The following is a 16,065-nucleotide window of genomic DNA, read 5'->3' as shown; positions in this document are numbered from 1 at the left end:
GAAGATGGAAGCATCCACAGGAAAAGGGAAACTTTCAACTTAACAACAGTACGCATTTAATTGGTCGGTAAATGCTTCTGAATTTTTGTCAGAGGCTCAGAAAAGGGCAGGAACTAAAAAACACTGCCCTTTTCAACCTCAGCGCCAAACTCCCCAAAGGGCAATGGCCTCCACGGTCTTGGCTATATGAAATCCCAAGCACAGGATAGCGCCCAACACTTTTAAATCAATACCCTGATGCGAAAATGTCTTATCCTTTTCATCGTCTACTTGGAAATGCTTTTTCTCCTTGCCGTACAATAAAACATATATTCCATATCAATTAAAAATATAATCCATGTCAAAAGAAAAAGAAGGAAAGCCAAAGTCGGGAAAAACACCGCCCTCAAAGACCCCTAAAGAAAAAAAAGCGGCCAAAAAGGCCAAGCGCAACGCCAAAAATAGGTCGGAATAGCAGGAAGGGACCAATCTTAAATTATTTAATTATGGAAAAGGGTGAGTTTGAGGAATCCAAGACATTTAACCTAGCGGATATACTGGAGTTCAATTCCAATGCCATCGTGGTAAAAAACATAAGTGTCCAGAACAACTGTGTCATACAGGCATTCGCATTTGATTTTGGAAAGGTGTTGTCCCATAATGAATCACCTTTTGTTCGGTTCATCCATATCATTGAAGGAAAGGCCGAGGTCGTCATAAACGGCAATTCTACTTTTATGCGGAGTGGAGACTCCATAATTATACCTGCATTTACACCCTGCTCCTTTGAAGCAAATCATAAATTTAAGATGTTATGTACCACGATCCAAAATGAATGAACACTTTGACGAATTTAAAGATTCAAAAGCAAGTGGGACCAAGAAGGAAGACCATGAAAAATAGATACAAAAAAGGAGATCTCGTTTTTGCCAAGGTTAGGCCCTGTGTCACACTTGTTGTGCGATTGTATGTCCGAAAGGTCTACTATTGTGCCATCCACAACGACCCTACCGCAAATGAACTGGTTTATTTCGACAGCGAGCTCAGACCGTATACCGGCAATCTGTCGATTGTTAAACAGCAACAACAAATAGTATGAAACAAAGTGCCTTGGTTTATTGTGAAAACGAATTTGGGAATATAGACGGCAAAGTGGCCAATGGACTCATTAGGCAATCGGAAAAGTATACCATTGTTGGGGTAGTGGACAGTACCAAATCCGGACAAGATGCAGGGGAGTATCTTGATGGCGTGAAAAGGGCAATTCCAATTTTTAAGAGCATTGAAAGTGCATTGGAAGAATTGGGCAGTATTCCAAAATACTTTATCTATGGTATCGCACCACTCACCTCATTTTTGAGCAAGGAACAAAGAGAGGTTATTTTTACGGCTATCAAAAATGGGATGAACATCGTCAATGGTCTTCCCGAATTTTTTAACGATGACCCGCAATTTGCCCAAATGACCCATGAATATGGAGTGGCCATCCAAGATGTGCGAAAGCCGCCCGCACGTGAAAACCTCCACAATTTTTCAGGACGTATCCAATACATAAAGGTTCCGATCGTAGCGGTCATGGGAACTGATTGTGCGGTCGGCAAAAGAACCACCGCCTTGTTTTTGGTGGAGGCGCTTCGGAATGAAGGCTTGAATGCCGTTTTTGTCACCACCGGTCAAACGGGCCTCCTCCAAGGTTCCGAATATGGGGTGGCAGTGGACGTACTGACCTCTGGGTTTGCCACGGGAGAAGTTGAGCATGCCATTCTGAATGCCTGTGAGAAAGAGGAACCCGATATCATTGTAGTGGAAGGGCAAGGGGCGTTGAGCCATCCCGCATTTACCTCTTCAAGCGCCATCCTGCGAGGTGCAATGCCCGATGCAATTATTTTACAACACCCCCCCAAGCGAAAAAGCTATTGTGATTATCCGAAAATCCCAATGTTGGGGTTGGTAGGTGAGATCGAAATGATAGAGATGTTCTCCAAGGCCAGAATCATAGCTATTACCATTAATCATGAAAAGATGGACAATGCCGAAATAAGCCAATTCATTAAGCGTTATGAATCCGAATTTAATCTGCCCGTCACAGATGTTTTGAAGTATGGGTGCGATAAATTGGTAAAAGCATTGCTCAGGACATTTCCGGAGCTTGCAAGGGAATCGGTATCCGTTTGAACCTTCCGAGAATAGATATCGATTCTGCGAAAATTGCACATAACGTCCAAAAATTGACAACACTATATGGTTCCAAGGGCATCAAGATAATAGGTGTAACCAAGGTCATTGGTGGAGATCCGACCATCGCTGGGATCTTGGTGGACAACGGCATCAAGATCCTTGCGGACTCCAGATTGGAAAACATATTGAGAATGCGTAAAGCCGGTATAAGGGCACAGTACATGTTGCTCAGGTCACCCGCGCTCAGCCTAGTGGAGAAAGTGGTCACCCATGCCCATATCAGCTTGAATTCGGAACTCATAGTACTCAAAGAACTTTCTAAGCATGCCTTGAAAAATCATAGTATCCATAAAGTGATCCTAATGGTGGAACTTGGAGATCTCCGTGAAGGGATCATGCCTTCTGAAATGGAAGATATGGTAAGGAATGTGATCGGCTTGAAAGGAATTGTTTTGGTGGGAATCGGCACAAACCTTGCCTGTTTCGGTGGAATAGCACCTGACCCTGATAACATGGCCAAGCTATCCTCCATAGCTGTACATTTAGAAAACAAGTTCAATATTTGCCTGGACATTGTGTCCGGGGGGAACTCCGCAAACTACCGTTGGTTCAAATCGTCAAAAAAACTGGGCCGAATTAACAGTTTGCGTTTGGGCGAATCCATTTTTCTGGGTAGGGAAGCACTTTGCAGGGAACCCATCCCTGGGCTTTTCACCGATATATTTACCCTTGTGACCGAGGTTATAGAGGCAAAACAAAAACCTTCCATGCCTTATGGTAAAGCCTATCAAAACATGAACGGTGAAATCCCCTGTTTTAAAGATATTGGATTAATGAGCAGGGCCATTTTGGGCATTGGCCAACAGGATGTTTTGGTTTCCGGAATTGTACCAAAACAAGAGGTAACCATTTTAGGGGCAAGTAGCGATCATATTGTGGTGGATAACAATAAGGCAAATTTAACAGTGGGGGATACCGTGACATTCGACCTTGACTACAATGCCCTCTTGAGAGGGCTGAATTCTATACATATAACAAAAAACCATGTCAACTATCAAAAATGCCAAGAAGTATTGTGAAGCCGTGGAAGCCAAAGATGCCCGAAACAAGATCTTGGTCCCGACCATTCCGATCCGGGAAAATCACACCGCCCTTAAAAGTTTAAAAGCGACAGGTCTTGATTTGATTTTTGAACCTTCGTTCATGGATGATTATCAATATCTGGTCCGGGAGGATATGATCGAAAAAATAGCCCGAATAAGTCGAAAGTTGGGCGCACAGAACAAGATTCTGATCATTCGCTCCGCATGGAGGTCCTTTGAGCACCAACAACTACTTTGGGAAACCAAATTCATATCCTTTCAACGGATGCAAAGAATGTATCCTAAAAAACCTTCGGATGAGATCGAAGAGATGGTCAGCCATTTTATTGCTCCGCCCCAAAAGTCAATGCATACCACAGGCGGTGCAATAGATGCATTGATCTATGATGCCGTTCAAGATTGTGTCATGGACTTTGGAACGAATACTGGTCTGGAAATCAAGCTCTCAAAGCAATGTTACCCCTACCACCCGGGCATTGGCCCTGAAGCGAAGAAGAATAGGGCGCTGTTGATCGGATTGTTTGAAGATGAAGATTTTGTGTGTGATCTGAAAGAATATTGGCATTTTGATTATGGCAATGTCATGTGGGCCATTGGAAAAGAAAAGGAATATGCCATGTATGGTACCATAACCTAAATTATGTCAGGATACACTAGGAAAATGGATGTGCTGGACAAGAATATATTCCACAAAAAAGAGGGCGAAAGCCCTCTTTACGATTTATGGTATTAAGAAAAACGCATTAGCATCGGTGCAGTGTGCCTTCGATGGCCTTTCCAGCTCTCATGACGACTTATCGGTCTGTCAATGCTCGGACTGTTTTCCTGGGGCACTTTCTTTTTCGGCTTCATAACTCTTTCTCTATTTATCTACCTGTGATGGGGGCAAAACGCTCCCTTATAAACACTTGGATGTAGCATGTAAAGATAGTCTAAGCTTTACATAAAAGGGATGGGTTTAACATGGCGCTAAGACAGATAAAATGGGTGATGTGGACTATTTAATGGCCTAAGATTTTGAAATTGTCCCCGTACCGGCAAAGTGCTGTAAAGTCCATAATGCCAGATAATGATAAAACGCTCCCGAAACGCTTCGGAGGGGCTTAAAACACTCTTTGTTCCAGGAATGGTCTTTCGCCAAAGGCCAAATTCCCATAATCCCTTTTCTATCGGATTCACCTTTTCTTTCACAATTCTGGATTTTTTGGTTACCGGAATATGGGAAAGGGCCATGTACCAAGGCTTGACATAGTGTGATTTATGTAAGACCTTACCGATCAGGTATAACATATTGGGGATGCTAAAACCCATCTTTGCAATTAAACACAATTATTATGGATAATGACCCTTTGAGGGAGATAAAAAATGTACTGAAAAAAAGGCAATGGAGAGGTTTGATCATCGGTGTTGCGTTAGTGGTGTTCCTTTTCCTATTTAAACCATGGGTGCAGATCGGTGCAGGTGAAAGAGGTATTGTCCAGAATTTTGGAGCGGTACAGGACGTGGTATTGGATGAAGGGATCCACTTCAAAATACCCATAGTACAGACCGTGATCCCCATGGATGTAAAGATCCAAAAGATCATGACCGATGCCGCTTCCTCATCCTCTGATCTTCAGGATGTGGATTTGTCCGTTGCACTTAACTATCATATCATACCCGATAAAGCCAATTTGGTGTATCAGACCATCGGTGTGGAATTTAAGGAACGTATCATCGACCCTGCCATTCAAGAGGTTATGAAAGCAGTGTCGGCCAAGTATACCGCAGAGGAATTGATTACCAAAAGACCTTCGGTAAGCTCGGAAATGCAAGAAGCCCTTACTTCAAGATTGCTCGCATCAAACATATCGGTTGATGCCTTTTCGATCATCTCATTCAGTTTTTCCCAGACCTTTACCGATGCCATAGAGGCAAAACAAACCGCTGAACAAAATGCATTGAAGGCCAAAAGGGACCTGGACAGGATAAAGGTCGAAGCCGAACAGACCATTGCTGCAGCAACAGCTGAAGCAGAGGCATTACGGCTACAAAAAATGAATATTTCACCCGACCTGATCGAACTCAGGAAAATAGAGGCAAACCTAAAGGCCATAGAAAAATGGAACGGGATCTTGCCCCGGGTAACGGGTGCAGGTGCCATTCCCTTTATAGGTGTGGGCGATGTTATCAAAACAGATAAATGATTCTCGGATATGGACATGGAGACCATGATTGCAAAGTTCATTCTGATTCACTTCATAGTGGGAGGTATTAGAGGATTTTATAGATACCTCATGATTGATAAACATCAATACAACTATTATGACCCTTCCATGAAACTTATAGGGAAATTGGCTCATAATTTGTTATACGGCACCATCAATTCAACAACCCTACTTATTTCGGTTTGCTTGACTGTTTTGGTGTTTTTATCCCGTTAACATGGTTTATATATTACACTTCGGGATAGCAAGATTGATTTGGACTAATTGAATAGTGAAAGATCATTGCGAGAATTTAAAAATAAACAAAGTCAAATTATTAAATGTTCGGTGGACGGGAACTAGAACCTTTTCCCGGAACCCCCTGTTTATAAGGCCTGCCAGAGGGCCCTTTTTTAGGGGAACCGTATGACTCACCTTTTAACAAAGTTTAACTTTTGGACGCTTCCCAAAACTCCAAATTCCATCATTTTGATACAAAATGAAGCATTGGTTTCAATATTGGTTGTGCTATGTATTTTTTGATGTATATATTCATTTCTTTAGCCAAGTTTTGGAACTTACACTTTTGAACTATTTCTTTTGGAATTGACTCAATTAGTAAAGCTTTCGGTTAAGGCATCGTTCATTTGGATTTTCATCTATCCAGTCTATTAGAGTCATATTTCTTTATTAGGTTTTTTGCTGCTTTTACCATCATAGTTTCCGCACTGCTATGAAATGTGGGTACATTGGTGTTCTCGTCAAAATGGGAGTTTTCCGCAGTATCCTTAGCCAAAGCCTGGGAAGAAGAGATTATGGTTCCGTTGGTAAGTTCATAGATTATAATTGAAATGGATGATTGGTTGCTGGCACTATAATAACCATTCCCGGAGTCATAGGATAGAATTCCTGCTCCATTGCTTATTATGTTTCCACGAATGTTTATTAAATAATCACAATCCGTACTTTGTCCAATTTGCTTAAGCTCTTTGGGGCTAGGTTCGAAAGCAATTTTAGGTGGAACCATTTTGTGAGCCCTAATAGAATTTAAATCAAACAAGGAATCACCAATAATGTCTTTAAAACCTTCAAAGGACGCCCTATATAGCTCGCTATCAAATATACGTGAGTTGGACTCCGTCCGGTTGAGTATCCATTTACCTTGGCTAAAATCCAACTGCTTACCTGTATCGAAGAGATAATTGTATTTTCCCCCTGCGCAGGAAACAAAGCATAAAACAATAAGTGATACTGATAATTTTCTAGTCATAATAAAATGTATTTAGTGTATTAACACCGACCTCTTTTCAACCCTTTATTTTTGGTTGGCCTCCTTCTCCCAATCCTTGATATAATTATCCAGATTGAGCAAGCCCTGATTTACCCTTTCCATGGGGAATTTTTGGGGATCATATCTGCCATCTAGAGCGACAAGTTTGCTGTTTACCCAAGCTTTTGTTTCCTTGTGTTCCGGATGCCTGGGTTTATCCATGATCTTTAGAAAATCATAGAAACCCGGTATGCTGCCAACATCTTCTGGAGGGCAGTTCAAAGCTCCATCACAACAAACGGGAAAGGGGATTGTAAGGTCATCTATTATCATCTCCAAGGTCAGGGAATGTTGCCAGTAGTCCCCGAAATCATACAAATATTCCAGTTTCTGACCCTTGGCCTGAAGCACATCTCCAATTGTTATGGTCTTCGAATCGATGATCTCATTGGGGCCATTAAAGCCATCGTCCTCAAATTGTTGACCAATACGATAGCTGTCCATGGTGAATTCGTACAGGTGATAGTTCTCCCACCCCATTACAATTTGAACGATGTGGTGGAGCCTGTAAAACGTGGTGTCGGATGGGACCAAAAATTCACGCCATATTATTGGGGAGGTCCCTTCCAGTGCAATTCGAAACTTGAATATTTTTTTCAATGTATGGTACTTATGTTATAGAATGGCACTCAATTTTATAACAAATATGTCATATACTAAAATAGTTTGGGTAGTATTGGCCAATTGATTTTTTGGTTTTTATCCTTTAGTAAGCAATGGGTGGGAGCTATGGAACAGCAGGCCAAGGCCAATGAAGATTAAATGAAATAAGTATAGGGGTCTGGCAACACCCTTCTTTTATTATGGTCACCCATAAGAAATGGACACTTCTTCGTAGTCCATTTTGTCAATGATTCCCGGGTAGTTGGAATCCACAGTTCTGCTATAGAGGTCCTTGGTGACCGGATAGGCTTCCAAATCCCCTTCCCATAAATCGTCATCGATAAGATCTTGAACGTCTGATTCATTGTTACCGTTATGGAGCCAAGCATCCAAGTTTTCGTCATCAATGATGACCGGACGTCGTTTCTTTTCATTGTGGATTTCTTCGAACATAGGGGTTGCATCCTTGGTGAGGACAGCAAAGGTCCGCCGTCCATCTGCGGTGTTGGTATAGATGCCTGCAAGATATATGGGGTCACCGTTCTTTCTATGGAAGTAAAAGGGAACCTTAAAGTCTTTGCCCTTGACTTTCACTTTCGTATTGTGCGGCTCAAAGAAACCATCCACGGGAATGATGCACCGCTGGTTCTCCCAACAATACCGATATACGAAATGGTCAAAGAGCTTTTCGGATTTGGCATTGAGTCCTCCAAAGGTCTTTGGGTTCTTAAAGTACTCCGTATAGTTTTCCTGTTTTTCCTTGGGAGGCATGATGCCCCACATGGCCGGGAGCATGTTGTTGGGCTCTTCCTGGCCCAAGGTCCACATCACGGGATGGCTCCAGCCGTTGGCATGGAAATATATGAGTTCCAGGTCGGTGTCAATATCACCGTACATGGCCTTGACGGAGAGCAATTTCTCCAGCTCCTTCCGTTCCCGGGTCTGTCTGGTCGAATAGCACATCTTGAAGTTGAATTATGCTGTATTAAGATAGTCAAAATTGTTAAAGTTTTGAAACGGCTCGTCCCTTTCCGTAAATTTGGATATTTTCCAATAAATAGGAATAAATCCAATATTTATATGAAACCCACCATTCTCCATCTCGATTTGGATACCTTCTTCGTCTCCTGTGAGCGGCTGCTGGACAGCCGTCTGATGAAGCGGCCACTCTTGGTCGGTGGGTTGGGGGACAGAGGGGTGGTCGCGGCCTGTAGTTATGAGACCCGGCGATTCGGAGTGCATTCAGGGATGTCCATGAAAGTGGCCCGTAGGTTGTGCCCAGAGGCCACGGTCATCAAAGGCAATGCAGGGACCTATATGAAGTTCTCGGACAAGGTGACCGAGATCATCAAGGAGAGTGTCCCGGTCTTTGAAAAATCCAGTGTGGATGAGTTCTATGCGGACCTTTCCGGGATGGACCGTTTCTTTGGCTGCTATAAGTACGCCTCGGAAATGCGGCAACGGATCTTAAGGGAAACGGGATTGCCCATTTCCTTTGGACTCTCCCAGAACAAGGTGGTCTCCAAAGTGGCCACCGGGGAGGCCAAGCCCAACAACCAGATGAAGATCGACCTTGGACTGGAGAAAGAGTTTTTGGCTCCATTACATATCCGTAAACTGCCCTCGGTGGGGGAGAAAACCTATGGACTTCTGTCCAATATGGGGGTGACCACCATACAGACCGTACAGGAATTGCCCTTGGAAATGCTGGAAAGCGCATTTGGGTTGCACGGACGGACTATCTGGATGCGGGCCCAAGGGTTGGACAATTCCCCCTTGGTCCCGTTTCATGAACGGAAGTCCATTTCCACGGAACGTACCTATGGGAAGGATACCACCGATATGGTCAAATTGGAGACCACCTTGTTCGCCATGGCGGAGAACCTGGCCTACCAACTCCGAAGGGCCAGCAAGATGACGGGCTGTGTGAGCGTTAAGATTCGGTACAGTGACTTTAAGACCTATACCAAGCAGAAACGGGTTCCCTATACTTCTGCGGACCATGTGTTGGTGCCCTTGGTGAAGGAACTCTTTACCTCCCTTTATGACCGGAGGATGCTGATCCGTCTTGTTGGGGTCAATTACAGCCATATCGTTGGTGGGCATTATCAGATAGACCTTTTTGCCGATGATGAAAAACTACTGAACCTCTATCAGGCCATGGACCGGGTACGGAACCGTTTTGGGGAGTCCAGTTTGATGCGTGCCTCGGCCATGGGGGCACACAGTATAGGAAGGGGAGGTAATCCCTTTGACGGACAACCACCCATCTTATTGGCCCATAGACAACAATAGCATGTACCTGAACTGCCATACATATTATTCCCTGAACTATGGGGTGCTCTCCGAAACGGAGCTTTTGGATCTGGCCCGTTCCCATGGAGTGGAAGTCTTGGCCCTGACCGACATCAACAATAGTTCGGCGGGCATGAACTTTGTGCGATTGGCCAACGAACAGGGGATACGTCCCATTCTGGGCATCGATTTTAGGAACGGGAACGTACAGGAGTTCGTAGGCTTGGCCCAAAACAATGAGGGGTTTCGGGAAATCAATGCCTTTCTTTCCCAACACCTGCACAAGGGAACGCCTATTCCCTCCGTGGCCCCTGCCTTTGCCCATGTCCATATCATCTATCCCTTCGAGAAGATTCAGGAAGAGGAACGGACGGATTTCAGGGCCTTTGAGTACATTGGGGTCTCGGTGGAAGAGCTTCGGAAATTGCGGTTCTCTCGGTATCGGGATTATACCGATAGATTGGTATTGTTGCAGCCCGTGAGCTTTCGGGGCAAAAAGGATTTCAATACCCATCGGTTGCTTCGGGCCATAGGCTTGAACACCTTATTGAGCAAACTACCCCAGTCCGAGGAGGCCAGACCTACCGAAACCCTTCGACCCATGGAGGAACTGAAAAGAGCCTTGGTGGATGTTCCGCATATCTGGGAGAATACCCAACGATTGTTGGACTCCTGTACCATTTCCTTTGGGTTTGTAAGTGATAGGGTTTCCCAGAACCAGTCCCGTTTTTTGGAGTCCAAGGCATTGGATGTGGAACGGTTACGGGAACTGGCCTTGGATGGGCTACCCCGACGCTATGCCCATCCTACGGAAAAGGTCAAGGAACGTATGTTCCGGGAGCTGCGTACCATCCAAGAACTGGATTTCGTGTCCTATTTTTTGATCAACCATGATATCGTCTCCTATGCCAAGTCCAAAGGGTATCCCTATGTGGGCAGGGGGAGTGGGGCCAACAGCCTGGTGGCCTACCTGATTGGAATCACCGATGTGGATCCCATTGAACTGGACCTGTATTTCGAACGGTTCATCAATCCCTTTCGGGCCTCGCCCCCGGATTTTGATATTGATTTCTCCACTTGGGACCGGGACGATGTCACGGCCTATATTTTTAAACGTTTCGAGCATGTGGCCCTCTTGGGCACCTACAACACCTTTAAGTACCGGGCCGCCGTTCGGGAATTGGGGAAGGTGTTCGGCCTGCCCACCGAGGAAATCGATAAGCTCAGTGCGGGTCGTTACGAACAGGGCACATTGGATGAACTGGCCCGATTGGTGCTGAAATATGCCACCTATATCCATGGGATGCCCAATTACATCAGTGTGCATTCCTCGGGGATCTTGATCTTGGACCGTTCCGAGCATTACTATTCGGCCACGACGCTTCCACCCAAAGGATTTCCGACGGTGCAGTTCGATATGATCATTGCCGAGGATGTGGGCCTGTTCAAATTTGATATTTTGGGGCAGCGGGGATTGGCGAAGATCAAAGAGGCAGTTGATGTCATCAAGGGCAACCAACCCGATGCCGTGCTTTGGGACATCAAGAGCGTGGAGGCGATGAAGCAGGATACCAACATCAACCGTCTGTTGAGCCAGGGGAGGGCCATAGGGGCCTACTATGTGGAATCCCCGGCCATGCGGGGACTGATGAAAAAGCTACGGACCCATGACTATCTGGGATTGGTAGCTGCCAGCTCTGTGATCCGTCCTGGAGTATCTTCCTCGGGAATGAAGGATGAGTACATCCGTAGGGAACGTGAACCGGAACGCCGCAAGGAGGCCAATCCCATTTTGTTGGAAATCATGCCCGATACCCATGGGATCATGGTCTACCAAGAGGATGTGCTTAAAGTGGCCCACCTCTTTGCAGGACTGGACCTTGGGGAGGCCGATGTGCTGAGACGGGGAATGAGTGGAAAATTCCGCTCCCGGGAGGAATTCCAGGCGGTGAAATTGAAGTTTTTTGAAAACTGCAAGCAAAGGGGGCACGATGTTGCCCTGACCCAAATGGTCTGGGAACAGATTGAGAGCTTTGCAGGCTATGCCTTTGCCAAGGGGCATTCGGCTTCCTATGCCGTGGAAAGCTACCAGAGCCTGTATCTGAAATGCTACTTTCCTTTGGAGTTTATGGTGGCCGTGCTCAACAACGGGGGAGGGTTCTACGATACGGAGCTCTATGTCCACGAGACCAAGATGTGGGGAGGCATTATCCATCCGCCCTGTATCAACCGCAGTGACCATGTCAATGCCATTTATGGGAAGCATATCTATTTGGGGCTGGGACAGCTTCGGAGTCTGGAACGTTTGGTCATCCAACGCATTTTGAACGAAAGGCAACTCCATGGCAAATTCAGGGATTTTGATGACTTTATCGATAGGGTTCCCATTGCCATCGAACAGTTGACCATCCTGGTGCGTATCGATGCCTTTCGTGTCTTTGGCGTGCCCAAGAAGCAAGTGCTTTGGCAGGCCGTGTTCAAGACCAAGGCCCATCGAAAGGATACCGTTCAGAAGTTGCTCTTTAAACCCAACCACAGGCATTTTACATTGCCGCATCTACCTTCCCATCCCATTGAGGATGCCTATGACCAGTTGGAACTCTTGGGCTTTCCATTGTGCGGGTATTATGAACTCATGGACGGCAAGGTAAAGAGCCGATTGACCGCCAGTGGTTTTGAGATCCATGTCAACCAAAAGATCTGGATCTATGGTTCCATGGTACATACCCGATTGAACACCACGTCTAAAGGTGATACTATGCGCTTTACCACCATGCTCGATCTCGAAGGGCATTTTTTTGACTGTGTGCACTTTCCCCAAACGATGGCATCCACACCCATTCATGGAAAGGGTATCTACCTATGCCACGGAACTGTCACCGAAGAGTTTGGGCATTACAGTTTGGAGGTGGTCTCTATCATCAAACAACCTTTGAAACCCGACCCGAGGCAGGTTAAAATGGTCCCAAAAAGCATTTAGGGTGTTTAAAGTACTTGAATACTATTTAAAAAGTGGTTTTTCTCAATGTACCATATTATGAATTTAACTATGTATATAAGGTTTAAATTTTTGAAAAAGGCCTAATTATCTTCTCTCCCTGAGGAACCAGAATTTACCTATGGAAAGCCCAATAAATAACGACTTTTCGGATATTCAAAATTTTATGCTCACCAAATAGGTTACTTTTCTCACATTTTATTTTGTCCTTATGGAAAAACCCCAGTTTTTTTAAGGAAAAGCCACAATTAGTTTCAATGTTTATTTACTAACTTACACATCCTCATATCTTTACCTAATAATTTTTCTTCGTTGTTTTTGGTAAAAATCCCTAGGAATGGGGATTGCCGTCATTTCATTTTTGCTTTATTGTTGAAGAATTAAATAACCAATTTAAAAATTATCAGTATGAAGAAAATAGCATTGGTGACTGCCATTATATTTTTGATTGGCTCTTGCGGTACCACGGAAAAAAAACAAGATGATTTTGAAAATAAATCAAAAGAAAGTAAAGCACAAACTGAAACCCAAAATGAGGAGTGCCTCCCTGGAAAGTATAGTTTATGTGATAAAGAGCAGAATTATTTCTATTTTAAAGAAGATAAGGTCTGGGTCAAATTAAACATACCTGTCACCAGTAACGACTTAGAACTCGATACCCTACGAAGTATATCCACCGAATCAATTAATGCAATACTGGTTCATTTAAAGGGAGGGGAAAAATGTACTCCTCAAACGCCAATAAAAAAGTTTATCACTGTTGATGAACCTGTTGAGGAATTAAATCGATATAGTACACGTATGAGGGATCATGATAAATTGTTGGTATATATATTCAATGATCAAAGCGGTATTGAAATCACAAAGATTCAAGGAATCAATGACTATAAATTTGCTAAGGACAAGATTAGGCGAGAAAGCAAATGTCCCAGTGTTAATCTGGATGAACCTTTGCAACCCAAAGAACAAGATGGAGATGTGATTGGTGGAAATCAGAAGTTGTAGCTTGTTGCGGTCTTTTCTTATGATGTTCTCTTGTATCACCTTGCTGCAAGCGCAAGCACAAGATAGTCTATGGATTTATTTGAATGAATTGAACAATCAAGGCGCCCATAGGAAATTGATCAAAGAGTATCAATTGGCAAGAGAAGAAAGCGGTATACTTCATAAGGGAGAGTACTTGATTTTATATGCAGGGGCATTCCAGAACTTAAACTTGGCCGATTCTGCTTTTTATTATTACAACGAGGCCTTGAAGGATTTTGAACATCGAAACTTGGCAGAAGAAGTTGCTGAAACGAACTTGATAATCAGTGATCTGTTGGAAAGCCAGAATAATCTTGAAAGTGATCATTACAGTTATTTTGAAAAGTTCTGGGAGTATGCCACATCTGTTGGAAGTCCATACCTCATGGGGAAAGGTCAAAATTATTTAGGCCGAAAAACCTATCTGGATAGTAATCCCGAAATCCCTTTGGAGCACTTTAGAAGTGCATATGTACATTTTAATAGCATTGACAGTATAAGATTGGCCATCGTTAATTTAATGAATATGGGGGCAGTTCATTCAAATAGAATACAGGACAACGACTCGGCCAGATATTATTATTTCCATGCTTTGGATTTACTTCATTCTAAAAAAAGAATGCCTGAATATTCCAACCAGTACCATGATCTTTTGAACAACATAGGGAATAGCTACCGAAGATCGGAAAATTTAAATGAAGCCCTCCGATACTACAAGATGGCGGAAACACTTCAAGTGAAACAGTATGGGAATATTACCAAAAAGATATTGTTCGGCAACATGGACTTGACTTATTATTACTTGGGCGATTTTGAGAATGCCTATAACTATCTTTATAAATATGATTCCATTAAGGATGTGATTAACCTAGCTCAACAAAACTCCACTATCTCGGATATTCAGGAAAAATATGACAATGAAAAGCTTAGAGCAGACAATTTGGAGATTGAAAAAAGGCGATTAGCCAATCGTAATTGGCTTATTGCTGCAAGCCTAGCCTTGTTCTTGGGTGCTGGAATAGCCATCCTTCTTCAAAAAAACACAATCAAAAAACGTCAACTTGCCGAACAAGAAGTATTGCTTAAACATCAACGGGTGGAAAACCTTCTCAAAGAGCAAGAACTGTTAAGCATTGATGCCATGATTGAGGGTCAAGAAAAGGAACGCCAAAAAGTGGCTGGAGAACTTCATGATGATTTGGGAAGTCTCATGGCGACCATTAAACTCCATTTTGACAATGCCAAGGTCGGCACCCAAGACCCTGCGTTGAAAAATGCCCAAAGACTGTTGGAAGAGGCCTACCAAAAAATTCGAGGTATGGCCCATAGTAAAAACTCAGGGGTAATGAGTGATCAAGGGTTGTTGCCTGCCATCAAAAAAATGGCTATGTCCATATCTGAATCCAATACCCTGCAAGTCACCGTGGAAGATTTCGGATTGGGTGAGCGCATGGAAAATTCCTTGGAGCTATCCATTTTTAGAATGGTGCAGGAATTAGTGGCCAATGTCATAAAACATGCGGAAGCCACCAAGGTAAATATTCAATTGACCCAACACGAGGATAACCTGAATATTATTGTCGAAGACAATGGAAAAGGCTTTGACCGCTCTAAATTGGACAAAGAAAAATCGGGAATGGGACTGACCAACATTGAAAAACGAGTGGAACATTTGGAAGGCAACTTTACCGTGGATAGCGTGTTGGGCAAAGGAACTTCCATTCTAATCGATATCCCCGTATGATTACCGTGGCCATAGCCGAAGACCATCAAGCTCTGATTGATGGCATTCGATCCTATGTGAGGTATGAAGATGATATTTCAGTAATTGGTCATGCCAACAATGGGGAAGAATTACTCAAATTAGTGCGACTGAAACAACCCAAAGTAGTACTCTGCGATATTCGTATGCCCAAATTGGATGGTATTGAGGCCACTAAGATCATCCTCAAGGAGCTGCCCCATACCAAAGTTGTTGCGTTTACCATGTTCGACCAAGAGGAAGCCGTAAAACAAATGCTGGAAGCCGGAGCGCATGGGTATATTCTTAAAAACAGTAGCTTGGAAGTGGTTTTGGAGGCCATTCGTGCGGTGGCTTCGGGCAACACCTACTATGACAAAAAAATTCACCAGCCCAGTGCCGAAAAAAACAGCTCCCAAAGCATATTATCCTCTCGGGAGCGGGAAATTCTACAATTGATAGCCAAGGGCAGGACCTCTCACCAAATTGCCGATGAACTCTTTATCGGAAAAAGTACCGTGGACACCCATCGTAAAAATATGATCCGAAAATTGGGATTGAGTGGGGCAGGGGAGTTGTTGCGCTATGCGGTGGAGAAGAAATACGAATTTTAAATTTCTTGTTTT

General features: G+C 43.8%; 16 protein-coding genes. 11 read left to right on the top strand and 5 right to left on the bottom strand.

The window, feature by feature from the left end:
- Positions 1–138: 138 nt before the first annotated feature.
- Entirely contained in the window at positions 139–300 is a 162-nt protein-coding gene (locus PY092_RS12720) for a hypothetical protein (protein WP_275616184.1), read from the bottom strand.
- Between the two features lie 185 nt (positions 301–485).
- Between PY092_RS12720 and PY092_RS12715 the strand changes: the two genes are divergently transcribed.
- From PY092_RS12715 to PY092_RS12695, 5 genes are read left to right on the top strand one after another with little or no spacing between them, the layout of a single operon-like run.
- Positions 486–818, top strand: coding sequence for a cupin domain-containing protein (locus PY092_RS12715; protein ID WP_275616183.1), 333 nt, complete (start codon positions 486–488; stop codon positions 816–818).
- The gene (locus PY092_RS12710; protein ID WP_275616182.1) at positions 815–1,078 is read left to right on the top strand and encodes a hypothetical protein; all 264 of its coding nucleotides are present in this window, start codon (positions 815–817) and stop codon (positions 1,076–1,078) included. The genes PY092_RS12715 and PY092_RS12710 overlap by 4 nt, the downstream gene beginning before the upstream one ends.
- Positions 1,075–2,154, top strand: a complete 1,080-nt coding sequence (locus PY092_RS12705) for an N-acetyltransferase DgcN family protein (RefSeq protein WP_275616181.1) — start codon at positions 1,075–1,077, stop codon at positions 2,152–2,154. The genes PY092_RS12710 and PY092_RS12705 overlap by 4 nt, the downstream gene beginning before the upstream one ends.
- Complete coding sequence (locus tag PY092_RS12700) at positions 2,151–3,236, top strand: alanine/ornithine racemase family PLP-dependent enzyme (protein ID WP_275616180.1); 1,086 nt, start codon at positions 2,151–2,153, stop codon at positions 3,234–3,236. The genes PY092_RS12705 and PY092_RS12700 overlap by 4 nt, the downstream gene beginning before the upstream one ends.
- Complete coding sequence (locus tag PY092_RS12695) at positions 3,202–3,897, top strand: M15 family metallopeptidase (protein ID WP_207098935.1); 696 nt, start codon at positions 3,202–3,204, stop codon at positions 3,895–3,897. Before PY092_RS12700 ends, PY092_RS12695 begins: the two co-directional genes overlap by 35 nt.
- Positions 3,898–4,229: 332 nt before the next feature.
- Here PY092_RS12695 and PY092_RS12690 read toward each other — a convergent pair whose 3' ends face one another.
- Positions 4,230–4,571, bottom strand: coding sequence for a hypothetical protein (locus tag PY092_RS12690; protein ID WP_207098936.1), 342 nt, complete (start codon positions 4,569–4,571; stop codon positions 4,230–4,232).
- Between the two features lie 23 nt (positions 4,572–4,594).
- On the opposite strand from PY092_RS12690, the gene PY092_RS12685 reads away from it, so the two are divergent.
- Positions 4,595–5,446 carry a prohibitin family protein gene (locus PY092_RS12685; protein WP_207098937.1) on the top strand — a complete coding sequence of 284 codons (852 nt, stop codon included), beginning with the start codon at positions 4,595–4,597 and terminating at the stop codon, positions 5,444–5,446.
- Positions 5,447–6,101: 655 nt separating this feature from the next.
- Here the strand turns inward: PY092_RS12685 and PY092_RS12680 are convergent.
- The 3 genes from PY092_RS12680 to PY092_RS12670 form a co-directional block, all read right to left on the bottom strand.
- The gene (locus tag PY092_RS12680; protein WP_275616179.1) at positions 6,102–6,716 is read right to left on the bottom strand and encodes a hypothetical protein; all 615 of its coding nucleotides are present in this window, start codon (positions 6,714–6,716) and stop codon (positions 6,102–6,104) included.
- 45 nt (positions 6,717–6,761) lie between these two features.
- Positions 6,762–7,376, bottom strand: coding sequence for a plasmid pRiA4b ORF-3 family protein (locus tag PY092_RS12675; protein ID WP_275616178.1), 615 nt, complete (start codon positions 7,374–7,376; stop codon positions 6,762–6,764).
- A gap of 207 nt (positions 7,377–7,583) precedes the next feature.
- Entirely contained in the window at positions 7,584–8,342 is a 759-nt protein-coding gene (locus PY092_RS12670) for an SOS response-associated peptidase (protein ID WP_275616177.1), read from the bottom strand.
- 117 nt (positions 8,343–8,459) lie between these two features.
- Between PY092_RS12670 and dinB the strand changes: the two genes are divergently transcribed.
- The 5 genes from dinB to PY092_RS12645 all read left to right on the top strand — a co-directional run bounded on the left by dinB (position 8,460) and on the right by PY092_RS12645 (position 16,053).
- Positions 8,460–9,674, top strand: coding sequence for a DNA polymerase IV (gene dinB, locus PY092_RS12665; protein ID WP_275616176.1), 1,215 nt, complete (start codon positions 8,460–8,462; stop codon positions 9,672–9,674).
- A gap of 1 nt (position 9,675) precedes the next feature.
- Positions 9,676–12,654 carry a DNA polymerase III subunit alpha gene (locus PY092_RS12660; protein ID WP_275616223.1) on the top strand — a complete coding sequence of 993 codons (2,979 nt, stop codon included), beginning with the start codon at positions 9,676–9,678 and terminating at the stop codon, positions 12,652–12,654.
- A 426-nt stretch (positions 12,655–13,080) separates the two neighbouring features.
- Complete coding sequence (locus PY092_RS12655) at positions 13,081–13,677, top strand: hypothetical protein (protein WP_275616175.1); 597 nt, start codon at positions 13,081–13,083, stop codon at positions 13,675–13,677.
- 4 nt (positions 13,678–13,681) lie between these two features.
- Positions 13,682–15,442: an ATP-binding protein gene (locus PY092_RS12650; protein WP_275616174.1), complete on the top strand. Its 1,761-nt coding sequence runs from the start codon at positions 13,682–13,684 to the stop codon at positions 15,440–15,442.
- Positions 15,439–16,053, top strand: a complete 615-nt coding sequence (locus PY092_RS12645) for a response regulator (protein WP_275616173.1) — start codon at positions 15,439–15,441, stop codon at positions 16,051–16,053. Before PY092_RS12650 ends, PY092_RS12645 begins: the two co-directional genes overlap by 4 nt.
- Positions 16,054–16,065: the final 12 nt, after the last annotated feature.

The sequence above is a fragment of the Flagellimonas yonaguniensis genome (assembly GCF_029193885.1).
Taxonomy (GTDB): Bacteria; Bacteroidota; Bacteroidia; order Flavobacteriales; family Flavobacteriaceae; genus Flagellimonas; species Flagellimonas yonaguniensis.
This window is presented reverse-complemented; position numbering and strand designations above follow the sequence as displayed.